Below are 21,644 nucleotides of genomic sequence, written 5' to 3' on the forward strand. Positions count from 1 at the left end.
TCCTTGGTTATGGCCTATAAATCAGGCGGTTTGATGTTCATTTTCCGCCAGTTGCATCAGAAAAGTGAGCGTACCCGGCGGCACCAGCGCCGCCACGGCCTGCCAGTTGCGCTGCCGGTAAAGCTCGCGCACGCGGGAAGCCGAGATCGGGGCGCCGTTTTGTTCGATTCGCGCCAGTTCAACTACCTTTACAGGCGGGGTATCGCCAGGTGCTTCCAGCAACACTTTCATGCGCTCGTTGTAATGGCGGGTCAGCGAGCACAGTGGTTCTGTACCGACAAAACGATGGGTTATCTGCAGCGCTGGCGCTAAACGCTCGCGGAACAGCTGAAGGTCAATCTGGCTGTGGCTGTCATCGACCACGCCCTGATCTTTGAGAAAATAGCCGGGAAAGGTGGCCCGCGAGATGATATATGCCGAGCCGGGATGTAACGTGACCTTGTCGATACCGACAATCCCCTTTTCAATGAGCGTGAAGCGATCCTGATAGGAGAAACAGGATGCATCTTCTTTAACCACGAACAGATGTAGCCAGTCGCACTGTCGGGCCGCCTGCTCCACCAGCCAGCGGTGGCCGAGGGTGAAAGGATTGGCGTTCATCACAATGGCGCCAATTTTGCGTCCCGGTTGGCGGTACATGGCCAGCTGGCGGCAGTAGCGGGTGAGGCGTTCCCGGCTATTTTCCAGTAACACAGCGCGATCGCCGGCCTGGGCTATTGGCCAGAAGCCAGCCCCCGAAAACAGCGCGGCGTTAGAAGGTTTCGTAAAGAGAAACAGCTCACTGCGCCCCAGCTCATAGGCCAGAGTGAGTAATTCCGTCAGTAATTTCAGGCTCAGCCCTTCTCCCTGCAGCGAGGGATCGACCGCGATGCACTTCAGCACGTTACCGGCAATGGCGCCGCAACCGACCAGCCGCTGCTGATACTCGGCGACGATCGCCATTTCACAATCAGCCTCTAATGAGAGCTGATGTTGACGCAGAAATCGGTCGATCGCCTCTCGCCGCGGTTTATCCTTTTGTAGCTGAACGCGTTTTAATATCAGAGTCATTTTTTAGCGCTTCGTTATTCCAAAACGACCTGTATTTCGCCAGCGTTCGGCTATGGATTCTTGTATTTAAATCACAGTTTTTCTCGTGGCTTAATTGGCTTTATGGTTTTTATGTTGTTAATTAATTCAGCATCATTAAACCAATTAAATTAATAAAAAACACGAGTATTCAGTGAAGGTAATCACACCTTGGCAGTGATTCTATTTATTACTATGCGCCGGTCTTAATACTCCATCAATAAACAGGATAACGTTTATGACTAACATGAGCCACGCTCCGGCAACGGAGAAAAAGGGCGTTAGCGACCTGCTGGGATTCAAAATCTTCGGCATGCCGCTGCCCCTTTATGCGTTTGCGTTAATTACGCTATTACTTTCCCATTTCTTTAACGCGTTACCCACCGACATTGTCGGCGGCTTCGCCATAATGTTTATTATTGGCGCCCTGTTCGGTGAAATTGGCAAACGTCTGCCAATATTCAACAAATATATCGGTGGAGCCCCGGTGATGATTTTCCTGGTGGCGGCTTATTTCGTCTATGCCGGTATTTTCACGCAGAAAGAGATCGATGCCATCAGCAACGTGATGGATAAGAGTAACTTCCTTAACTTATTCATCGCAGTATTAATTACCGGGGCGATCCTTTCCGTGAACCGCCGTCTGCTGCTGAAATCGCTGCTTGGCTATATTCCGACGATCCTGATGGGCATTATCGGCGCATCTATTTTCGGCATCGCTATCGGCCTGGTGTTCGGTATTCCGGTGGATCGCATCATGATGCTCTACGTCCTGCCGATCATGGGCGGCGGCAACGGCGCGGGCGCGGTACCGCTGTCGGAAATTTACCACTCCGTCACCGGCCGCTCTCGCGAAGAGTACTACTCTACCGCCATCGCCATCCTGACCATCGCCAACATCTTCGCCATCATTTTTGCCGCGGTACTCGATATCATCGGTAAAAGACACACCTGGCTAAGCGGTGAAGGCGAGCTGGTGCGTAAAGCCTCGTTCAAAGTCGAAGAGGACGAGAAAGCGGGTGAAATCACCCATCGCGAAACCGCTGTCGGCCTGGTGTTGTCCACCACCTGCTTCCTGCTCGCTTATGTCGTAGCAAAGAAAATTCTGCCCAGCATTGGCGGCGTTTCTATTCACTATTTTGCGTGGATGGTGCTGATTGTCGCAGCGCTGAACGCCTCTGGCCTGTGCTCACCAGAAATCAAAGCCGGTGCCAAGCGCCTGTCTGATTTCTTCTCCAAACAGCTGCTGTGGGTCCTGATGGTCGGCGTCGGCGTTTGCTACACCGACCTGCAGGAAATCATCAATGCCATTACTGTCTATAACGTCGTTATCGCCGCCGTAATCGTTATCGGCGCAGTGCTCGGCGCGGCGATCGGCGGTTGGATGATGGGCTTCTTTCCGATTGAATCGGCGATCACCGCGGGCCTGTGTATGGCCAACCGCGGCGGCTCCGGTGACCTGGAAGTCCTTTCCGCTTGTAACCGAATGAACCTTATTTCCTATGCGCAAATCTCTTCCCGTTTGGGCGGCGGTATTGTGCTGGTCATCGCCAGTATCGTGTTCGGCATGATGATTTAACCCATTTGCACGGTGACGCCGTTGAACTCACGACGTAAATGGCTATCAGGGTCCAATGCCGGGAGCGGCAGAGGGAAATCCACCCTGCTCCTTAGCCGGAAACGCCAGAAACGTCGCCAGTCAGCGCGCCATCGTGCCCCTATTGAGATGTACCAATGACTGACAATGCCGTCCTGTTAGGCGAAGGCTTCACCCTGATGTGTCTCGGCATGGGCTTTGTGCTGGTTTTCCTGCTGCTGCTCATCTTTGCCATCCGGGGAATGTCCCTCGCCGTCAACCGCCTGTTTCCTGAGCCGCCTGCCGCCCCCAGCGCGGCGCCGGCCGCCGTCGCGCCCGCCGACGACTTCGCCCGCCTGAAGCCGGCGATTGTCGCCGCCATTCACCACCATCGCCGTCTTCACCCTTAATTCACGGAGGAATTCATGACCGTTGCCATTACCGATGTCGTCCTGCGCGACGCCCACCAGTCCCTGTTCGCCACCCGCCTGCGTCTCGACGATATGCTGCCCGTTGCCGCTGCGCTCGACGACGTCGGCTACCGCTCGCTGGAGTGCTGGGGCGGCGCCACCTTTGACGCCTGCATCCGCTTTCTCGGCGAGGACCCGTGGGTCCGCCTGCGCGAGCTCAAAAAGGCGATGCCGAAGACCCCGCTGCAGATGCTGCTCCGCGGCCAGAACCTGCTCGGCTACCGCCACTACGCCGACGACGTGGTGGAGCGCTTTGTCGAACGCGCCGTCAAAAACGGCATGGACGTCTTCCGCGTCTTCGACGCCATGAACGACCCGCGCAACATGAAAGCCGCCCTGCAGGCGGTCCGCCGCCACGGCGCCCACGCCCAGGGCACGCTTTCGTACACCACCAGCCCGGCGCACACCCTGCAGACCTGGCTCGACCTCACCGAACAGCTGCTGGAGACCGGCGTCGACTCCGTCGCCATCAAGGACATGTCCGGTATCCTGACGCCGGGGGCGGCGTATGAGCTGGTCAGTGAAATCAAAAAACGCTACGACGTCACCCTGCACCTGCACTGTCATGCCACCACCGGCATGGCGGAGATGGCCCTGCTGAAGGCCATTGAAGCCGGGGTCGACGGCGTGGATACGGCGATTTCGTCCATGAGCGCCACCTACGGCCACCCGGCCACCGAGGCGCTGGTCGCCACCCTCGCCGGTACGCCGTACGACACCGGCCTCGATATCCACAAACTGGAGAGTATCGCCGCGTACTTCCGCGAGGTGCGTAAGAAGTACCACGCCTTCGAAGGCCAGCTGAAGGGCACCGACAGCCGTATCCTCGTCGCCCAGGTGCCGGGCGGGATGCTCACCAATCTCGAAAGCCAGCTGAAGCAGCAGAACGCGGCGGACAAACTCGACCAGGTGCTGGCGGAAATCCCCCGCGTGCGCGAGGACCTCGGCTTTATTCCGCTGGTGACCCCGACCTCGCAGATTGTCGGCACCCAGGCGGTGCTCAACGTCCTGACCGGCGAGCGCTACAAGACCATCGCGAAGGAAACCGCCGGGATACTGAAAGGCGAATACGGCCGCACCCCGGTACCGGTGAACGCCGCCCTGCAGGCGCGGGTGCTCGACGGCGCTGAGGCCATCACCTGCCGCCCGGCGGATTTACTCAAGCCGGAGCTGGCCGCGCTGGAAGCCGACGTCAAACGCCAGGCGCAGGAGAAGGGCATTCAGCTTGCGCAGAACGCCATCGACGACGTGCTCACCGTGGCGCTGTTCCCGCAGCCCGGCCTGAAATTCCTTGAGAACCGCCACAACCCGGCGGCCTTTGAGCCGGTGCCGCAGGTGGAAGCCGCGCAGCCGGTGGCAAAAGCAGAGAAGCCTGCCGCCTCCGGCGTCTACACCGTGGAAGTGGAAGGCAAAGCCTTCGTGGTCAAAGTCAGCGACGGCGGCGACGTCAGCCAGCTGACCGCAGCCTCTTCCGCACCGGTTCAGGCCGCCGCCCCGGCCGGCGCCGGCACCCCGGTGACCGCCCCGCTGGCGGGCACCATCTGGAAAGTCATCGTCAGCGAAGGCCAGACGGTGGCCGCAGGCGACGTGCTGCTGATTCTGGAAGCCATGAAGATGGAAACCGAAATCCGCGCCGCGCAGGCCGGCACCGTCCGCGGTATCGCGGTGAAAGCCGGCGACGCGGTGGCGGTCGGCGACACCCTGCTGACCCTGGCGTAAGGACGAGGAGCGCAAATGGAAAGTCTGAACGCCCTGATTCAGGGCATGGGGCTGATGCACCTCGGTGCCGGCCAGGCCATCATGCTGCTGGTCAGCCTGCTGCTGCTGTGGCTGGCCATCGCGAAAAAGTTCGAGCCGTTACTGCTGCTGCCGATTGGCTTCGGCGGCCTGCTGTCGAACATCCCGGAGGCCGGACTGGCGCTCACCGCCCTGGAGAGCCTGCTGGCCCACCACGACCCGGCGCAGCTGGCGGTGATTGCCGCGAAGCTCCACTGCGCGCCGGACGTCCACGCCATTAAGGACGCGCTGGCCCTGGCCCTGCCGTCGGTGCAGGGGCAGATGGAGACGCTGGCGGTGGACATGGGCTACTCCGCCGGGGTGCTGGCCATCTTCTATAAGGTGGCCATCGGCTCGGGCATCGCGCCGCTGGTCATCTTTATGGGCGTCGGGGCGATGACCGACTTCGGCCCGCTGCTGGCCAACCCGCGCACCCTGCTGCTGGGAGCGGCGGCGCAGTTCGGTATCTTCGCCACCGTCCTCGGAGCGCTGACGCTGAACTACTTCGGCATCATCAGCTTCACCCTGCCGCAGGCGGCGGCCATCGGCATCATCGGCGGCGCCGACGGCCCGACGGCGATTTACCTGTCGGGCAAGCTGGCGCCGGAATTACTCGGGGCCATCGCGGTGGCGGCCTACTCCTACATGGCGCTGGTGCCGCTGATCCAGCCGCCGATCATGAAGGCGCTGACCACGGATAAGGAGCGGAAGATCCGCATGGTGCAGCTGCGCACGGTGAGCAAGCGGGAGAAGATCCTCTTCCCGGCGGTGCTGTTGCTGCTGGTGGCGCTCCTGCTGCCGGACGCCGCGCCGCTGCTGGGGATGTTCTGCTTCGGCAACCTGATGCGCGAGAGCGGGGTGGTGGACCGGCTGAGCGAAACGGTGCAGAACGCGCTGATCAACATCGTGACCATCTTCCTCGGGCTGTCGGTGGGGGCCAAGCTGGTGGCGGACAAGTTCCTGCAGCCGCAGACGCTGGGGATCCTGGTGCTGGGGGTGATCGCCTTCTGCGTGGGGACCGCCGCCGGGGTGCTGATGGCGAAGCTGATGAACGTGTTCAGTAAACACAAAATCAACCCGCTGATTGGTTCCGCCGGGGTGTCGGCGGTGCCGATGGCGGCCAGGGTGTCGAACAAAGTGGGTCTGGACGCGGACGGGCAGAACTTCCTGCTGATGCATGCGATGGGCCCGAACGTGGCGGGGGTGATCGGCTCGGCGATCGCCGCCGGGGTGATGCTCAAGTACGTGCTGGCGATGTAGGCCAGCCTCCTTCCCGGAGGCGGTTATGCCGCCTCCGGGCAACAAAATAAAGAGTCGGACGGCATGTCTGTATCGAGCGCTTTTCTGAATTTATTGATTATGTGCGTCTTCAGCAGGTACGCAGGCCGCCAAAAGGGGAAAATAACAATTTAATGTCTATCTACCCTATGTATACCCGAACAATTACCCAGTGGTTTGCTAGGCGATCGTTTCAGAATCGCATTTTCCTGCTGATCTTATTTACCTCCACTATCGTTATGCTGGCCATGTCCTGGTATCTGACCAACATTGCCGAAGAGCGCCTTCATTATCAGGTTGGCCAGCGGGCGCTGATTCAGGCGATGCAGATCTCCGCGATGCCAGAGCTAGTGGAAGCGGTCCAGAAACGCGATCTCGCCAGAATAAAAGCCCTTATCGACCCCATGCGCTCATTTTCCGATGCCACCTATATCACCGTCGGTGATGCGGAGGGTCAACGCCTCTATCACGTTAATCCTGATGAAATTGGTAAATCGATGGAGGGCGGCGATAGCGATGAGGCGCTGATAAACGCCAAAAGCTATGTTTCGGTGCGCAAAGGTTCGTTGGGATCGTCACTGCGTGGTAAATCGCCGATCCAGGACGCGACCGGTAAAGTGATTGGCATTGTGTCGGTAGGCTACACCATTGAGCAGCTGGAAAACTGGCTTAACCTGCAGGTAAGCTCGCTGCTGATCCAGATGGCGCTTGTTCTGCTGGCCCTGCTCTTTTGCGCCCGGCGCTTTACACTGCATATCAAAAAGCAAATGCTCAATATGGAACCCCAGCAGCTATCGCAGCTGCTGATCCAGCAAAGCGTGTTGTTTGAATCGGTGTTCGAAGGGCTTATCGCCATCGACTCCGACTTTAAAATTACCGCCATTAATCAGGCCGCCCGCCGCCTGCTCAATCTGAGCCAACCGGAAACCACGCTTATCGGCAAAAGGATCAACAACGTTATCTCGCAGGAGGCCTTCTTCTACGATGCGCCACAGACCAATAAAAAAGATGAAATCGTCATTTTCAATCAGATCAAAGTGATCGCCAGCCGGATGGCGGTGATCTTAAACAATGAACCGCAGGGCTGGGTGATCAGCTTTCGCAGCAAAGACGATATTAATACCCTTAGCCTGCAGCTTAGCCAGGTACAACAATACGCTGATAACCTGCGCGCCGTGCAGCATGAACACCGCAATTTGATCTCCACCATCGCCGGCCTGCTGTTTCTCAAACGCTATGATCATGCGCTGGATCTGATCCAACAACAGTCGGAAAGTCACCAGAAGGTGATCGATTTTATTGCGCGCAATTTCCAGGACAACCACCTGGCCGGGCTGTTGATCGGCAAATATTACCGGGCCAAAGAGCTTGGACTTGAGCTGGTTTTCGATCCGGCCTGCTTCGTTGATAGATTACCTACCGCCCTTTCGCACAATGAATGGATCTCAATCGTGGGGAATCTACTTGATAACGCCTACAATGCCAGCCTGCGTCAGCCGCAGGGTTCAAAACAGATCGAATGTCTGATCAACAGCGATGGCCAGGAAGTGATCATTGAGATCGCCGACCAGGGATGCGGCATTGACGAGGCGCTTCGCGATCGGATCTTTGAGCGCGGTGTCACCAGCAGCGCCAGTAAAGATCATGGCATTGGGCTCTGGCTGGTACGCAGCTACGTGGAACAAGCAGGCGGCAGTATCGTCGTCGAAAACAATATTCCTTTTGGCACCATTTTTACTCTTTATATCCCCCTGACCCGAGATGAACATCATGGATAGCATCACCACTCTTATCGTTGAAGACGAACCTATGCTGGCGGAGATCCTGGTGGATAACATTAAACAGTTTCCCCAGTTCGACGTCATTGGCATTGCGGATAAACTCGAGAGCGCCAGAAAACAGCTCAGACTGTATCAACCACAGCTGATCCTGTTGGACAATTTCTTACCCGACGGTAAAGGTATCGATCTGATCCGCCATGCGGTCAGCACCCATTACAAGGGGCGGATCATCTTTATTACTGCGGATAATCATATGGATACCATCAGCGAAGCGCTGCGTCTGGGGGTATTTGATTACCTGATTAAGCCGGTGCACTATCAGCGCCTGCAGCATACCCTGGAGCGTTTCGCCCGCTACCGTAGCTCGCTACGCTCCAGCGAACAGGCCAGTCAGGTTCACGTCGACGCGCTGTTTAATATTCAGGCCCGGGAGCAAACGGAGCCCACCACCACACCGATGCGCGGGATCGATGAAAGCACCTTTCACCGCGTGCTGCAGCTCTTCTCCGACCCGACGGTAGTGCATACCGCCGACTCGTTGGCCCGCATCCTCGGCAGCAGCAAAACCACCGCTCGCCGCTATCTGGAACAAGGTGTGAAGAACGATTTCCTCGAAGCGGAAATCAGCTACGGCAAGGTCGGTCGACCAGAACGCATTTATCACGGTAAACAGACCGACCCCGGACAAGCCTGACAGGCTTACGCCAGGGTATAGCTGACCACCAGCTGCCCCTTCTTCATTTTTATCTGACTGATAACAATGTCGCCCAGTTCTGACAGACGGGCGACATGGGTCCCCCCGCAGGCATAAGCGGGCAGGCCGCCGAATCCCACCTGGCGTAAGCCATCAGCGAACATCACCTGACGCGGTAAGTCCTGCGCTTGCCAGGTCTTCACCTGCGTCAGCAGCGCGCTGGCGTCCGGCAGCGCGGCGCTATTCCTGCTGGTAAAGGTTATCCGCCCTTCGCCAGGCCAGTGGTGCGCTTTCACCGGTTGCCAGCCAAGCTGTTCCCCCGCCAGGCCAAGCAGGTGACCGGCGGAATGCAGACGAGCATGTAGCTGTCTCGCCGGTGCATCAATTTTCATCTCCACTTCACCAGCAGGAAGCGGCTGCGCCACGATATGCAGTACGCTGTCGCCGCGCACAATAACCGTCACCACCTCCTGACCGGCAATCCAGCCGCGATCCGCTGGCTGTCCCCCTCCCTGTGGATGAAACAACGTGTGATCCAGTTCGATAGCGTAGCGACCATCCGCTTCAGCGGTACAGGCGATGATCTGGGCGCGCCCGTCGGTGGCGTCGCTGGTGTAATAAACCCGTTCAGTCATGATGATTCTCCTCTCTGTCCGCTCAGTATATTGTTAATATCGACAGCGATAATCCCATCATCCGCCAATGCACTCTTGCGCCGGGAGCACAAATGAATCTGAACCTCCTGCCGGATCTCGCCCTCTTCGTCCAGATCGTCGACCAGGGCAGCTTCTCCGCGGTCGCCCGCCAGAATGGCATTACCCCTTCTGCCGTAAGCCGCAGCGTATCGCGGCTGGAACGGGAGATGGGCTGTAAACTTCTCCAGCGTACCACCCGCAAGCTACGCCTGAGCGATGCCGGAGAAACGGTCTATCACCATGCGCAGGAGATGCTGGATGCGGCGCGGCAGGCGATGGATTCCGCCAGCAGCAACCAAACGGTCGCCCAGGGGAAGCTGACCCTCAGCGTACCGAAAGCCGTCGGTCGCTTTGTGATCCACCCGCTGATGATGGCGTTTTTCCAGCGTTATCAGCAGGTTGACGTCTGCCTGCGCCTGGAAGATCGTCCTCTGGATTTTATCGACGACGGTATTGATTTGGCGCTACGCATCACAGAAAGTCCCTCGCCCGGGCTGCATGGCAAACCGCTGATGCCGATCAGGCATGTTATCTGTGCCACTGAGGCCTATTTACAGCAGCACGGTACGCCGCACACGCCGCAGGATCTGCGCATACATAGCTGCATCAGCCTTGGCGAAACGCCTGCCGACGCGCGCTGGAAGTTTCGCCGCGAAGGGAAAAGCGAAACGGTGCAAACGTATGGGCGGTACGCCGCCAACCATACCGCCGTACGCCTCGACGCGGTCAGGCAGCATGTGGGGATCGGCAGCCTGCCGCTGTTCACCGCCCGTGAGGCGCTGGCGAACGGCGATATCGTGCAGGTGCTGCCAGAGTGGGAATTTATCAGCAGCTACTCCGGCGATCTGTGGCTGCTGTGGGCGGGAAATAAGCATATGCCCGCCAGAATGCGGGCGATGATTGATTATCTCAGCGAGACGGTGCCGGCGCTGAACGCAGACAGCACATTATCAGCGAAATAACGCCAAACCAGGGAATAATGACCCCCAGTATGAACCAGATCCCGGAGCGGCCGATATCATGCATCCGCCGACAGCCAACAGCCAGCAAAGGGATCACCATCAACAGCAGCCACAGTGCCGCAAAGGGTATGACAACAAAACTGAGGATCCCATAGTGAGGGTCAACGTGGGTGGCCAGACCCCAGGCGACCAGTGGCGCGGTGGCGATCAGTACATTGATAAGAAAAAACGTCCAGAACTGCTGCCGGCTGGCGCGTCCGCTAAAGTTAAAGGTCTCTTTCCAGCCGCTCAAATACGCCTGTCCATAGGTCATTGCTTCTCTCCTTGAAAATCGAGTGATATATCACGGCGCCAGGGCAATCACCTCCGCTGCCCAGCGCTGAAACCCTTCTACGTCGATATCGAGCGCCACCAGGGCGTTCGCCGGCTGGCCCAGTCGCCCTTCGATATCCACCACCGTGGTGCCAGCGGTCCAGGTCCCCTGCGTCTCCACCGCCACAAAGCACGGCTGGAGAATGAACAGTTCCGGGCGGGCCAGCCACGCAATAGCGCAGAGATCGTGCATTCTTAAACCACTGCTCATGCTGCCGCTGCGATAGTGGCTAAACAGGGCATGAAGCATTTTACCGGTCTGGTTCAGCGTCGGCAGGGTCGCCAGATAATCTGCCGTCAGCAGCGCCCGGTTGGTGACGTCCAGCCCGCACATCACAATCTCCAGTCCACTGTGGAACACTTTTGCGGCGGCTTCCGGATCGATAGCAATATTGAATTCCGCATTTGGCGTGAAGTTGCCGCGCCCCGCCGAGCCGCCCATAATCACCAGTCGGCGAATGTTGAACACACATTCCGGATACTGGGTCAGCAGCAGCGCAATATTGGTCAGCGGACCAATCGCCACCAGGGTGATCGGCTCGGCAGCGTGCATGAGCGCATCGCGGATCGCCTGGAAGGCCGGCTTCGCCAGCGGTTGACGTTGATGCTCAACAAAGTCATACCCTTCCATGCCAGATTCGCCATGCACCGAGGCGGCGTCGCGCAACGGACGCACCAGCGGCATTGAAGCGCCCTGCGCCAGCGGCACATCGGCATTCCAGAAGTGCAGCAGCTGCAGCGCGTTACGGGTCGTCTTCTCCACCGAGACATTGCCCGCCACGGTGGTCATCAGCTGCAGATCCAGCTCAGGCGCGAAGAGCGCCGTGGCAATGGCGGCAGCATCGTCGATGCCCGGATCGGTATCAAGAATGATCGGTAAGCGCATGGTTTCTCCCTAAAAAAAATGCCAGACGTTAAGTCTGGCATCTTCTCATATTGCAGGCGGAAAGAACTTACTCTACTTCACGGACATCCACACGCAGCTCCTTCGGCACTTCAAAGACGATATTCTCTTCCCGGCCTTCCAGCGGCACGGCTTCGCCGCCGCCCAGCTCCTGCAGACGGGTAATAACATTCTGTACCAGAATGTCCGGTGCCGAAGCCCCCGCCGTCACGCCGACGCAGGCCGCATTCTTGACCCATGCTTCCTGAATATCAGAGGCATCGTCAATCAGGTAAGCCGCCTTACCCATCCGCTGCGCCAGCTCGGCGAGGCGGTTAGAGTTGGAGGAGTTTTTCGACCCGACCACCAGCACCACGTCAGCCTGCTCCGCCAGCGCGCGCACGGCTTCCTGGCGGTTGGTAGTGGCATAGCAAATGTCATCTTTACGTGGACCAACGATTTTCGGGAAACGCGCACGCAGGGCGTCAATAACGTCGGACGTATCGTCGACGGAGAGCGTGGTCTGGGTCATAAAGGACAGCCGGGCGTCATTTTTCACGTCCAGCTTCAGCACGTCTTCCGGCGACTCGACCAGGTACATGCCCCCTTCCGGGTTGTTGTACTGCCCCATGGTGCCTTCGACTTCCGGGTGGCCGGCGTGGCCAATCAGAATCGACTCTTCGCCACGACGGCTCGCGCGGGCAACTTCCATATGTACTTTCGTCACCAGCGGACAGGTGGCGTCGAACACCGTCAAATCGCGGCTCTTCGCTTCATTACGTACCGCCTGCGACACGCCGTGGGCGGAGAAAATCAGGATCGCGCCGTCCGGGACTTCGCTGATCTGTTCGATAAAAATAGCGCCACGCTTGCGCAGGCTATCCACCACATAGCGGTTGTGCACCACTTCATGACGAACATAGATCGGCGCGCCATACAGCGTCAGCGCGTTTTCTACAATGCTGATAGCGCGGTCAACGCCAGCGCAAAAGCCGCGCGGGTTAGCCAACAGGATCTGCATGTTACTCCTCCAGCGCCGGATCGATCTCCAGCACTTCAATATCAAAATGAACGGTGCGCCCGGCCAGCGGATGGTTAAAGTCAACGGTGATAGAGTCACCGTTCACTTCGCGGATCACGCCAGGCATTTCGCTGCCATCCATTGCAGTAAAGAGCATAATCGCGCCGATTTCCGGCTCGCCAGCGTCAATAAACTCACGGCGAGAGAAATACTGAATCAGGTCCGGGCTGGGTACGCCAAAGGCGGCGTCAGGCTCCAGCGAAAAGGCCTTTTTCTCCCCCTCTTTCAGACCGAGAAGCTGTTGTTCCAGCCCTTCAGACAAGGAGGTGTCGCCGAGGCGAAACAGCGCCGGTTTACCGTTATTGCGGGTAGATTCAGCCGTGGAGCCATCATCCAGCTTCAGGGTGAAGTGAACGAGGACCGCGCTGTTGCTCTGTACGGATTTAGACATGCAAATTGCTCGCTTGTTTTAGGCCACCTGGTGCCCGGAGGCGCTACGCTTACCGGGCCTAAGGGAGGCCACTAATTCTGTAGGCCGGGTAAGCGTAGCGCCACCCGGCATTGAGATTTACGCCTGCGCTTTCGCGGTCGGTTTCGGCAAGAAACCTTCCAGCACAATTAGCGCTGCGCCGATGCAGATCGCGCTATCGGCGAGGTTGAAGGTAGCAAAATGCCAGTCGCCGACGTAGAAGTCGATCATATCGACCACAAAGCCGTGCCACAGGCGATCGAACAAGTTGCCCAGCGCGCCGCCGATAATCAGGGCATAGGCAATGTTGTTCAGCTTTTGCGTCGCCTTCGAACGGTACATCAGCACCGCCAGTACCACACAAATGCCGATCGCGATCCCGGAAAAGAACCAGCGCTGCCAGCCGCCGCTGTCGGCGAGGAAACTAAACGCCGCGCCATAGTTGCGGGCATAATGCAGATTAAGCGACGGGAACAGCGGAACCGTCTCCCCCAGAGCGAAGTTCTGGAGGATCAGGAATTTGCTACCCAGATCGATAATCAGCACGGCTACGACCACCCACAGCCAGCGTAGCCCCGTTGAACAGATCGATTTACTCATCAGGCGAATTTACGTTGCTCGCCGTTACCGGCGACGTTGCTCACACAGCGACCGCAGATTTCTGCGTGTTCCGCTACCTTGCCGACGTCACTGGTGTAATGCCAGCAGCGTGGGCACTTCTCGCCCTCGGCTTTGCTCAGGACCACTTTCAGCCCTTTCAGCAGATCGCTCTGCCAGGCATCAGCCGGCGCCTGCGCATAATCGGCAACGTTGGCGCCGGAGGTCAACAGGACAAATCGTAATTCATCGCCCAGCGCGTTGAGCTTGGCCGCCAGGTCGGCATCGGCATACAGCGTGACCGCTGCTTCCAGAGAGCCACCGACTTTCTTATCCGCACGCGCTTGCTCGATCACCTTGTTGACTTCGCCGCGCACCTTGAGCAATTCATCCCAGAAACCGTCGTTCATCGCTTCGTCGTCGGCCAGGCCAAACAGACCTTCATACCACTCGCCGGTGAAGACGTATTTCTCACGCTCGCCCGGCAGGTAGCCCCAGATTTCGTCCGCGGTGAAGGACATGATCGGCGCCATCCAGCGCACCAGCGCTTCCACAATGTGGAACAGCGCGGTCTGGCAGCTGCGACGCGCCACGCTGTCCGCTTTCGCGGTGTACTGACGGTCTTTGATGATGTCGAGGTAGAACGAGCCCATCTCGATGGAGCAGAAGCGCATCAGGCGCTGCACCACTTCGTGGAAGTCGTAGGATTCGTAGGCTTTCAGGATATCTTCCTGAGCCGCCTGCGCACAGCCAACTGCCCAGCGATCCAGAACGACCATCTCTTCCGGTTTAACCATGTCTTTTGCCGGATCGAAACCGTTCAGGTTCGCCAGCAGGAAGCGCGCGGTGTTGCGGATACGACGATAGCTGTCGGCGGCGCGTTTGAGGATCTCATCGGAGACCGCCATTTCGCCAGTGTAGTCGGTGGAAGCCACCCACAGGCGCAGGATATCGGCGCCCAGCTTGTTCATCACGTCCTGCGGGCTAACGGTGTTACCGATAGACTTGGACATTTTGCGGCCCTGGCCATCGACGGTGAAGCCGTGGGTCAGTACCTGACGATATGGCGCCTTGCCTTTCATCGCCGTGGAGATCATCAGCGAGGACATGAACCAGCCGCGATGCTGGTCAGAGCCTTCCAGATACATGTCCGCGGCGTGACCGGCGAATTCCGGACGCACATCAACCACCGAAGAGTGGGTAGACCCGGAGTCAAACCACACGTCGAGGGTATCCGGCACTTTTTCGTAGCTGTCGGCGTCATCGCCCAGGATGTCGCGGGAATCGAGATCCCACCACGCCTGGATGCCGTCAACTTCAACGCGTTTCGCCACTTCTTCCATCAGTTCGAGGGTACGCGGGTGCAGCTCGTGAGTTTCTTTATGCACGAACAGCGACATCGGCACGCCCCAGGTACGCTGACGGGAGATACACCAGTCAGGACGGTTGGCCACCATCGATTCGATACGCGCCTGGCCCCAGTCCGGGATCCACTGCACGCCTTTGATCTCTTTCAGCGACTGCGCGCGCAGGCCTTTCTGATCCATGCTGACGAACCACTGCGGAGTAGCGCGGAAGATGATCGGCGATTTGTGGCGCCAGCAGCACGGATAGCTGTGCTGCATTTTTTCCACGTGCAGCAGCGCGCCGCTGTCACGCAGCATCTCAACGATGATGTCGTTGGCTTTAAAGACGTTGATACCATCCAGAGACGGATAGGTCCCCGGCAGGTAAGCCCCGTCCGGGCCAACCGGGTTGGCGATTTCCAGACCGTATTTCTGGCTGATCGTGTAGTCGTCCGGACCGTGGCCGCCGGCGGTATGCACCGCACCGGTACCGGCATCCAGCGTCACGTGGTCGCCGAGGATCGCCGGCACGTCGAAATCGAGGAACGGGTGCTTGAAGCGCATCAGTTCAAGCTCGGAACCTTGTACCGCCGCCAGGATAGTGTAATCCGTTGCGCCAACGCGCTTCATCACGCTCTCAACCAGGTCTTTCGCCAGGATCAGCGCCTGGCCGTCAACCTGTACCAGCGCATAGTCAAACTCTGGCGACAGGGAGATAGCGCGGTTAGCCGGAAGCGTCCACGGGGTGGTGGTCCAGATAACCAGCGACACCGGGCCATTGACGTCGGCAACGCCGAATTTCGCCAGCACCGCGGCTTTGTCCACTGCGTGGAACGCCACATCGATAGACGGAGAGGTCTTGTCGTAATACTCCACTTCCGCTTCCGCCAGCGCGGAACGGCAGTCTACGCACCAGTGCACCGGCTTAGCGCCTTTATGCAGATGGCCGTTACCGATGATTTTTCCCAGCGCGCGAATGATGTTGGCTTCGGTTTTGAAGTCCATGGTCAGATACGGATGCGACCAGTCGCCCAGCACGCCGAGACGGATAAAGTCTTTACGCTGACCGTCGATCTGCAGGGCGGCATATTCGCGGCACTTGGCGCGGAATTCGGCAGCGGTAAACTTCTCACCCGGCTTGCCGTATTCCTGCTCCACTTTCAGCTCGATCGGCAGACCGTGGCAGTCCCAGCCCGGAACGTAAGGCGAGTCATAGCCCGTCAGTCCTTTGGACTTAACGATAATGTCTTTCAGAATCTTGTTAACCGAGTGACCAATATGAATGCTGCCATTCGCATAAGGAGGGCCATCATGCAGAATGAAGGTTTTTTTGCCCTTTTTGGCTGCACGAATGATGCCGTACAGGTCATCATCGGTCCAACGCGCCAGCATTCCCGGTTCGCGTTTGGCGAGGTCGCCACGCATAGGGAACCCTGTTTCCGGCAAATTCAGGGTCGATTTATAGTCACTCATCAGATTCTCGGTTCCGTATTTCGGTTTGATAAACACCAGTGGCTCAGGCCTGGCTGGTCAGCCCAAATAATTCGCGGGCCGTTAACTCATCACGTGCGATTTGCGCCTTCAGCTCGTCCAGCGACGCAAACCGCTGCTCGTTACGTATTTTTTTACGCAGTACTACATTGATATGGCGACCGTAGAGGTCCATTACAACGTCCAACAGATGCACTTCGAGCTGCTGACGCACGCCCGCGACCGTTGGACGGGTGCCAATATTGGCGACGCCCGCAATCGGTTTGTCGCCCAGCCCTGTCACTTCTACCGCATAGACCCCTTTAACCGGGGAAACCTGACGACGCAGCGGTAAGTTCGCCGTCGGAAAACCTATGGTACGGCCCAGTTCATCGCCATGGACGACGCGTCCGGAGATGCTAAACGGGTGACCCAGCAGCGTCTCCGCCAGCTGGAGGTCGTCATCAGCCAGCGCCTGGCGCACCGCCGTGCTGCTGATCCGCACCCCGCCTTCACAGAAGGTCTGGGTGCTGGTGACGTCAAAACCGTATTCCGCCCCCGCCTTTTGTAATAACAAGAAATCCCCCTGGCGACCAGCGCCAAAGCGGAAATCGTCACCGACGGCAAGGAACTGCACGCCCAGGCGGCGCACCAGCAGTTCACTGATAAAATCCTGCGCGGTCAGCGCAGCGAATCGGCGGTCAAAACGAATGCACAGCACATAGTCGACTCCGCTCTCAGCCAGATAGTTCAGCTTTTCACGCAGGCGGGTCAGCCGCGCCGGGGCTTTATCGGCGGCAAATAGCTCAAGCGGCTGGGGTTCAAAAATCATCACCACGACCGGTAAACCGCGCTGGCGGCCCTCTTCGCGCAACCGCTGCAGCAGCGCCTGATGCCCACGATGCACGCCGTCGAAATTACCAATGGTCAGCACGCACCCGTGCGGGGCCTGACTGAGATTATGTATGCCGCGTATCAGCTTCATGTCTGGCTCAAAACAGTGAAAATCGTCCGAGTATACCTTGTACAACTGTCAACGTTAACCAGCGATTGCACCTCGGCAACGAAAGTTCTCAGGAATTCATTCACTCAGCGCGAGAAAGCGGGAAAACTGCCCGCGCCCGGCGATTTTTATGGTGGAAAGGCTGTATTCGCCTGCAACAAGCTGGTAGAATCTTGCGCCATCACTACGTAATGAAGCGCTGTGGTGTTAAACGGCGCTTATTTGCACAAATCCATTGACAAAAGAAGGCTAAACGGGCATATTCCTCGGCCTTTGAATTGTCCATATAGAACACATTTGGGAGTTGGACCTTGGCTAATATCAAATCAGCTAAGAAGCGCGCCGTTCAGTCTGAAAAGGCTCGCAAGCACAACGCTAGCCGTCGCTCTATGATGCGTACTTTCATCAAGAAAGTATACGCAGCTATCGAAGCTGGCGACAAAGCTGCTGCACAGAAAGCATTTAACGAAATGCAACCGATCGTGGACCGTCAGGCTGCTAAAGGTCTGATCCACAAAAACAAAGCTGCGCGTCATAAAGCAAACCTGACTGCACAGATCAACAAACTGGCTTAATCGCCTGCTTGCTGAACTTTGTTAAAGAAACCCGCGAAAGCGGGTTTTTTTATGCCTGTTATCTTCCCTCAACAGCGTGGGCTGGCGCGACCCAAGCCACGCCAGCCCACACTGCACTCTATTCTGGTTCGGTAAAGAGCGACGAATAATCGCGATTACAGATACGCTGGACCGCCGGGTGCTGAATCATCCGTTCAGCGAAAATGGCGTGATACTCCTCCATCACGCTATCCATGCGACCAATTTCGACAATCGATTCATCATAGTAGAAATCATGCGCATAGAGCGTCGGCGCGACAAATATCGCATTATGCGCGGCGCCGAAGGCTTTCATGAGCGCCGCATCGTCAAATTCGCCGAGGATCTCCACCTTCAGGCCCTGCACGTTAATCCAGTTCAGCAGTTTACGCCCCAGCATCGAACGCCGGCCGGGGATCAGCAGCCGCCGCTCTTCAAGACAGGCGGGGAACGGCTTTGTCGGCGCCGGGTTCATGCACCAGAAGCTGACGCTGCACTCGCCAATCTTCACCGAAAACAGCCCTTCCTGCTGTGTCGAGTCGATCGGGCAGTCAGAGATAATCATGTCGAGCTTATGCTGGCTCAGCTGCTCCAGCAGTAGCTCATGGGTGGATTCAAAACAGCGCAGATGGATCTGCTCGCTCTCAACGACGGCGGCATCCAGCACGCCGCTCACCAGCCGTTTCGAGAGCGCATCGGCCACGCCGACGTCAAACAGCAGGTTCGACTCTTTGCGATAGTTGACGATGTCGAGCATCTCCTGGCTGAGGGTAAACATCCGGTCGGCGTAGCGGAAGACCAGCTCCCCCAGCTCGCTCGGCTCAAGCCCCCTTCCCTTTCGCTTAAATAATTTCCCCTGCAGGCGCTCCTCCAGGGCTTTGATCTGCCCGGTAATGGTCTGCGGCGTCAGAAACAGCGCCTCCGCCGCGCCCACGACGGACCCTTCTTTATACACGTGCCAGAAGTAGTACAGATGGTTGTAGTTGATATGTGACATGCTTCTCTCCCTGATAATGTCCAGGAGGGCCTGGCAGGCCCTCCTGCAGAAAGGTTATACCGCGAGGCGAGTCTCCGTCACGCGCTGACGCAGTATGAGATAGCCGGTGACTGCCGATAACACTGAGCCAATTAAGATGCCCAGCTTAGCCCAGTTGATCAACGCAGGATCCACGTTGCCGAAGGCCAGAGTGGCAATGAAAATCGACATCGTAAAGCCAATCCCGCACAGGATACCCACCGCCATAATCTGCTTGCAGGTGGTCCCCGCAGGCAGCGAAGCCCACTTCAGCTTCAGCGCCAGCCAGCAGAACAGGCTAATCCCCAGCGGCTTACCGATAAACAAGCCAGCCATGATGCCCAGCGGCAGGAGCGACGTCAGCCCGGCAAGAGTGACCCCCTGCAGTGAGACCCCGGCGTTAGCGAAGGCAAACAGCGGCAGGATCATAAACGCCACCCACGGGTGCAGGACATGCTCAAGCGCTTTAGCCGGTGACTTGCCATGCTTTTCCTCGAGCGGGATCATAAAGCCGACAATCACCCCGGCAAGGGTCGCGTGAACGCCAGACTTCAGCACCGCCGTCCACAGCACCGCGCCAACCAGAATATAGATCCCGGTACGCCGCACGCCGCTCAGATTCAGGGCCACCAGCACCGCAATCGCCGCAGCCGCCACGCCCAGCGAGAGCATGGACAGGTCGTGGGTATAAAACAGCGCGATAATCACGATAGCCCCGAGGTCGTCAATAATCGCCAGCGCCATCAGGAAAATCTTCAGCGCCGTCGGCACGCGACTGCCTAACAGCGCCAGCACGCCGAGGGCAAAGGCAATATCCGTTGCCGCCGGTATCGCCCACCCTTCTCTGGCGATGGGATCCTGGGCGTTAAAGGCCAGATAGACCAGCGCCGGGACAATCATCCCGCCCAGTGCGGCGATTACCGGGAAGACCGCCTGACGACGACTGGCCAGAGAGCCCTGAATTAACTCGCGTTTGACCTCCAGGCCAATCAGCAAAAAGAACACCGCCATCAGGGCATCATTGATCCATAACAGCATGTTCTTGTTGATCTCCAGCGCGCCCACACGCAGCTGTACTGGCGTCTCAAGGAAGGAGTGGTACAGACCGCTGGTCACACTGGTATTGGCCATCACCATCGCCAGCGCGGCAGCGATGATTAAGACAATGCCGCCGGAAGCATCGCTACTAAAGAATCGTTGCAGATGTTTCACTTTTACTTTCATCCTGTTGGTGAATAACTCGATAAAAGCATAATACACAAACTGATAACTCGAAAAAATCAGATTTAAATTGCTTTAATGATCGTTTTTTACGAACCAAAGAGCAGACATAAGATGAAAAAAAGCCCGGACGCAAGGCCCGGGCCGGATACCAGCAAAAACGGAATTAGCGGGTCAGGTCGTCGAAGAACTTCTTCACGCCGTCAAAGAAGCTTTTAGAACGCGGGCTGTTGTTCTCCCCGGTCGGACCGCCGAAGCTCTCCTGCAGCTCTTTCAGCAGCTGTTTCTGTTTCTCGTTAAGCCCCACCGGCGTCTCCACCACCACGCGGCACAGCAGATCGCCCTGTGCCCCGCCGCGAACGGACTTCACGCCCTTTCCACGCATGCGGAACAGCTTGCCGGTCTGGGTTTCACCTGGAATTTTCAGGTTGACGCGACCGTCGAGCGTCGGGACCTCAATCTCACCGCCCAGCGCTGCCATGGTGAAGTTAATCGGAACTTCGCAGTACAGGTTATTGCCTTCACGCTCAAAGATAGCGTGCTGCTTCACCTGGACCTGAACGTACAGATCCCCTGCCGGTGCGCCATGCTCGCCAGCCTCGCCTTCACCCGCCAGACGGATCCGGTCGCCGGTGTCGACACCCGCCGGAATTTTAACCGACAGAGTTTTGGTCTTCTCGACACGGCCGTGGCCATGACATTTATTGCATGGATCTTTAATCAGCGTACCGCGCCCCTGACAGTGCGGACAGGTTTGCTGTACCGCAAAGAAGCCCTGGCGCATCTGCACCTGGCCCGCGCCATGACAGGTTGGACAGGTCTGCGGTTTGCTGCCGGCCTTGGCGCCGCTGCCGTGACAGACGTCGCACTCTTCCAGCGTCGGAATACGGATCTCTTTGGTGACGCCACGCACCGCTTCTTCCAGCGTCAGCTCCATGTTGTAACGGAGATCGGCGCCGCGCGCCGCGCGCTGACGACCACGTCCGCCGCCAAAGATATCGCCGAAGACATCGCCAAAGATATCGCTGAAGTCCGCACCGCCGCCAAAACCGCCGCCGCCGCCCATTCCGCCCTGCTCAAAGGCCGCGTGGCCGTACTGATCGTAGGCCGCACGCTTCTGGGCATCAGTCAGGATTTCATACGCTTCTTTGATTTCTTTAAATTTGGCTTCGGCCTCTTTATCTCCCTGGTTGCGGTCCGGGTGATATTTCATGGCCAGGCGCTTATAAGCCTTTTTGATTTCACGCTCTTCCGCTGTTTTGGAAACGCCTAAAATCTCGTAGTAATCTTGCTTTGCCATCGGTGTTTTTCAGCCCCTTAACATGCGTGCACGGGCGGAGAGGAAACCTCTTCG

General features: G+C 57.8%; 20 protein-coding genes and 1 pseudogene. 8 read left to right on the forward strand and 13 right to left on the reverse strand.

Features of this window, described 5'->3' with window-relative positions:
• Positions 1–21: 21 nt before the first annotated feature.
• Complete coding sequence (gene citC, locus B8P98_RS23635) at positions 22–1,050, reverse strand: [citrate (pro-3S)-lyase] ligase (protein ID WP_095033464.1); 1,029 nt, start codon at positions 1,048–1,050, stop codon at positions 22–24.
• A gap of 256 nt (positions 1,051–1,306) precedes the next feature.
• Here citC and citS point away from each other — a divergent pair, with 256 nt between their 5' ends.
• From citS to citB, 6 genes are all read left to right on the forward strand, one after another.
• On the forward strand, positions 1,307–2,647 hold the full coding sequence (gene citS, locus B8P98_RS23640; protein ID WP_025713785.1) for a citrate/sodium symporter CitS: 1,341 nt from the start codon (positions 1,307–1,309) through the stop codon (positions 2,645–2,647).
• Between the two features lie 155 nt (positions 2,648–2,802).
• Positions 2,803–3,054, forward strand: a complete 252-nt coding sequence (locus B8P98_RS23645; protein WP_025713786.1) for an oxaloacetate decarboxylase subunit gamma — start codon at positions 2,803–2,805, stop codon at positions 3,052–3,054.
• 15 nt (positions 3,055–3,069) lie between these two features.
• Positions 3,070–4,833: a sodium-extruding oxaloacetate decarboxylase subunit alpha gene (oadA, locus tag B8P98_RS23650; protein ID WP_095033465.1), complete on the forward strand. Its 1,764-nt coding sequence runs from the start codon at positions 3,070–3,072 to the stop codon at positions 4,831–4,833.
• A 15-nt stretch (positions 4,834–4,848) separates the two neighbouring features.
• Entirely contained in the window at positions 4,849–6,150 is a 1,302-nt protein-coding gene (locus B8P98_RS23655) for an oxaloacetate decarboxylase subunit beta (RefSeq protein ID WP_095033466.1), read from the forward strand.
• A gap of 167 nt (positions 6,151–6,317) precedes the next feature.
• Positions 6,318–7,946 (forward strand): citrate sensor histidine kinase CitA, encoded by a 1,629-nt coding sequence (gene citA / locus B8P98_RS23660; protein WP_095033467.1) that lies wholly within the window; start codon positions 6,318–6,320, stop codon positions 7,944–7,946.
• Positions 7,939–8,643 carry a citrate response regulator transcription factor CitB gene (gene citB / locus B8P98_RS23665; RefSeq protein ID WP_025711707.1) on the forward strand — a complete coding sequence of 235 codons (705 nt, stop codon included), beginning with the start codon at positions 7,939–7,941 and terminating at the stop codon, positions 8,641–8,643. Before citA ends, citB begins: the two co-directional genes overlap by 8 nt.
• 5 nt (positions 8,644–8,648) lie before the next feature.
• Here citB and B8P98_RS23670 read toward each other — a convergent pair whose 3' ends face one another.
• Positions 8,649–9,278: an alanyl-tRNA editing protein gene (locus tag B8P98_RS23670; protein ID WP_080897744.1), complete on the reverse strand. Its 630-nt coding sequence runs from the start codon at positions 9,276–9,278 to the stop codon at positions 8,649–8,651.
• A gap of 92 nt (positions 9,279–9,370) precedes the next feature.
• Here B8P98_RS23670 and B8P98_RS23675 point away from each other — a divergent pair, with 92 nt between their 5' ends.
• On the forward strand, positions 9,371–10,300 hold the full coding sequence (locus B8P98_RS23675; protein ID WP_080897745.1) for a LysR family transcriptional regulator: 930 nt from the start codon (positions 9,371–9,373) through the stop codon (positions 10,298–10,300).
• On the opposite strand, the gene B8P98_RS23680 is transcribed toward B8P98_RS23675, so the two are convergent.
• The 8 genes and pseudogenes from B8P98_RS23680 to B8P98_RS32055 all read right to left on the reverse strand — a co-directional run.
• On the reverse strand, positions 10,248–10,613 hold the full coding sequence (locus B8P98_RS23680) for a DUF805 domain-containing protein (protein WP_025711710.1): 366 nt from the start codon (positions 10,611–10,613) through the stop codon (positions 10,248–10,250). The two genes, B8P98_RS23675 and B8P98_RS23680, sit on opposite strands and share 53 nt — an antisense overlap.
• Before the next feature lie 30 nt (positions 10,614–10,643).
• On the reverse strand, positions 10,644–11,558 hold the full coding sequence (rihC, locus tag B8P98_RS23685) for a ribonucleoside hydrolase RihC (protein WP_080897746.1): 915 nt from the start codon (positions 11,556–11,558) through the stop codon (positions 10,644–10,646).
• A gap of 67 nt (positions 11,559–11,625) precedes the next feature.
• The gene (gene ispH / locus B8P98_RS23690) at positions 11,626–12,576 is read right to left on the reverse strand and encodes a 4-hydroxy-3-methylbut-2-enyl diphosphate reductase (protein ID WP_095033468.1); all 951 of its coding nucleotides are present in this window, start codon (positions 12,574–12,576) and stop codon (positions 11,626–11,628) included.
• A 1-nt stretch (position 12,577) separates the two neighbouring features.
• A complete protein-coding gene (fkpB, locus tag B8P98_RS23695) occupies positions 12,578–13,027 on the reverse strand; it encodes an FKBP-type peptidyl-prolyl cis-trans isomerase (protein ID WP_004204241.1) in 450 nt (149 codons plus the stop codon).
• 117 nt (positions 13,028–13,144) lie between these two features.
• Positions 13,145–13,645 (reverse strand): signal peptidase II, encoded by a 501-nt coding sequence (gene lspA / locus B8P98_RS23700; RefSeq protein WP_025711713.1) that lies wholly within the window; start codon positions 13,643–13,645, stop codon positions 13,145–13,147.
• Complete coding sequence (gene ileS, locus B8P98_RS23705; protein WP_080924936.1) at positions 13,645–16,461, reverse strand: isoleucine--tRNA ligase; 2,817 nt, start codon at positions 16,459–16,461, stop codon at positions 13,645–13,647. Before ileS ends, lspA begins: the two co-directional genes overlap by 1 nt.
• Positions 16,462–16,504: 43 nt before the next feature.
• The gene (gene ribF / locus B8P98_RS23710) at positions 16,505–17,443 is read right to left on the reverse strand and encodes a bifunctional riboflavin kinase/FAD synthetase (protein WP_025711715.1); all 939 of its coding nucleotides are present in this window, start codon (positions 17,441–17,443) and stop codon (positions 16,505–16,507) included.
• Between the two features lie 7 nt (positions 17,444–17,450).
• Positions 17,451–17,656: pseudogene (locus tag B8P98_RS32055) on the reverse strand (DUF2575 domain-containing protein); the annotation flags it as partial.
• A gap of 116 nt (positions 17,657–17,772) precedes the next feature.
• Here B8P98_RS32055 and rpsT point away from each other — a divergent pair.
• Complete coding sequence (rpsT, locus tag B8P98_RS23725; protein WP_002887965.1) at positions 17,773–18,036, forward strand: 30S ribosomal protein S20; 264 nt, start codon at positions 17,773–17,775, stop codon at positions 18,034–18,036.
• Between the two features lie 118 nt (positions 18,037–18,154).
• On the opposite strand, the gene nhaR is transcribed toward rpsT, so the two are convergent.
• The 3 genes from nhaR to dnaJ form a co-directional block, all read right to left on the reverse strand.
• Complete coding sequence (gene nhaR, locus B8P98_RS23730; protein WP_025711717.1) at positions 18,155–19,051, reverse strand: transcriptional activator NhaR; 897 nt, start codon at positions 19,049–19,051, stop codon at positions 18,155–18,157.
• A 54-nt stretch (positions 19,052–19,105) separates the two neighbouring features.
• A complete protein-coding gene (gene nhaA / locus B8P98_RS23735) occupies positions 19,106–20,281 on the reverse strand; it encodes a Na+/H+ antiporter NhaA (RefSeq protein ID WP_095033662.1) in 1,176 nt (391 codons plus the stop codon).
• Between the two features lie 175 nt (positions 20,282–20,456).
• Positions 20,457–21,590, reverse strand: coding sequence for a molecular chaperone DnaJ (gene dnaJ / locus B8P98_RS23740; protein WP_002887955.1), 1,134 nt, complete (start codon positions 21,588–21,590; stop codon positions 20,457–20,459).
• Between the last annotated feature and the right edge of the window lie 54 nt (positions 21,591–21,644).

It is taken from the genome of Klebsiella quasivariicola, from assembly GCF_002269255.1.
Classification (GTDB): Bacteria; Pseudomonadota; Gammaproteobacteria; order Enterobacterales; family Enterobacteriaceae; genus Klebsiella; species Klebsiella quasivariicola.

What these genes read in the sequence shown, in the direction of transcription:
- ispH (WP_095033468.1), bottom strand. Translation starts at nt 12,576, where the DNA reads ATGCAGATCCTGTTGGCTAACCCGCGCGGCTTTTGCGCTGGCGTTGAC.
- citS (WP_025713785.1), top strand. Translation starts at nt 1,307, where the DNA reads ATGACTAACATGAGCCACGCTCCGGCAACGGAGAAAAAGGGCGTTAGC.
- B8P98_RS23670 (WP_080897744.1), bottom strand. Translation starts at nt 9,278, where the DNA reads ATGACTGAACGGGTTTATTACACCAGCGACGCCACCGACGGGCGCGCC.
- citB (WP_025711707.1), top strand. Translation starts at nt 7,939, where the DNA reads ATGGATAGCATCACCACTCTTATCGTTGAAGACGAACCTATGCTGGCG.
- B8P98_RS23680 (WP_025711710.1), bottom strand. Translation starts at nt 10,613, where the DNA reads ATGACCTATGGACAGGCGTATTTGAGCGGCTGGAAAGAGACCTTTAAC.
- nhaR (WP_025711717.1), bottom strand. Translation starts at nt 19,051, where the DNA reads ATGTCACATATCAACTACAACCATCTGTACTACTTCTGGCACGTGTAT.
- rihC (WP_080897746.1), bottom strand. Translation starts at nt 11,558, where the DNA reads ATGCGCTTACCGATCATTCTTGATACCGATCCGGGCATCGACGATGCT.
- citC (WP_095033464.1), bottom strand. Translation starts at nt 1,050, where the DNA reads ATGACTCTGATATTAAAACGCGTTCAGCTACAAAAGGATAAACCGCGG.
- fkpB (WP_004204241.1), bottom strand. Translation starts at nt 13,027, where the DNA reads ATGTCTAAATCCGTACAGAGCAACAGCGCGGTCCTCGTTCACTTCACC.
- ribF (WP_025711715.1), bottom strand. Translation starts at nt 17,443, where the DNA reads ATGAAGCTGATACGCGGCATACATAATCTCAGTCAGGCCCCGCACGGG.
- B8P98_RS23655 (WP_095033466.1), top strand. Translation starts at nt 4,849, where the DNA reads ATGGAAAGTCTGAACGCCCTGATTCAGGGCATGGGGCTGATGCACCTC.
- B8P98_RS23675 (WP_080897745.1), top strand. Translation starts at nt 9,371, where the DNA reads ATGAATCTGAACCTCCTGCCGGATCTCGCCCTCTTCGTCCAGATCGTC.
- ileS (WP_080924936.1), bottom strand. Translation starts at nt 16,461, where the DNA reads ATGAGTGACTATAAATCGACCCTGAATTTGCCGGAAACAGGGTTCCCT.
- B8P98_RS23645 (WP_025713786.1), top strand. Translation starts at nt 2,803, where the DNA reads ATGACTGACAATGCCGTCCTGTTAGGCGAAGGCTTCACCCTGATGTGT.
- citA (WP_095033467.1), top strand. Translation starts at nt 6,318, where the DNA reads ATGTATACCCGAACAATTACCCAGTGGTTTGCTAGGCGATCGTTTCAG.
- dnaJ (WP_002887955.1), bottom strand. Translation starts at nt 21,590, where the DNA reads ATGGCAAAGCAAGATTACTACGAGATTTTAGGCGTTTCCAAAACAGCG.
- lspA (WP_025711713.1), bottom strand. Translation starts at nt 13,645, where the DNA reads ATGAGTAAATCGATCTGTTCAACGGGGCTACGCTGGCTGTGGGTGGTC.
- oadA (WP_095033465.1), top strand. Translation starts at nt 3,070, where the DNA reads ATGACCGTTGCCATTACCGATGTCGTCCTGCGCGACGCCCACCAGTCC.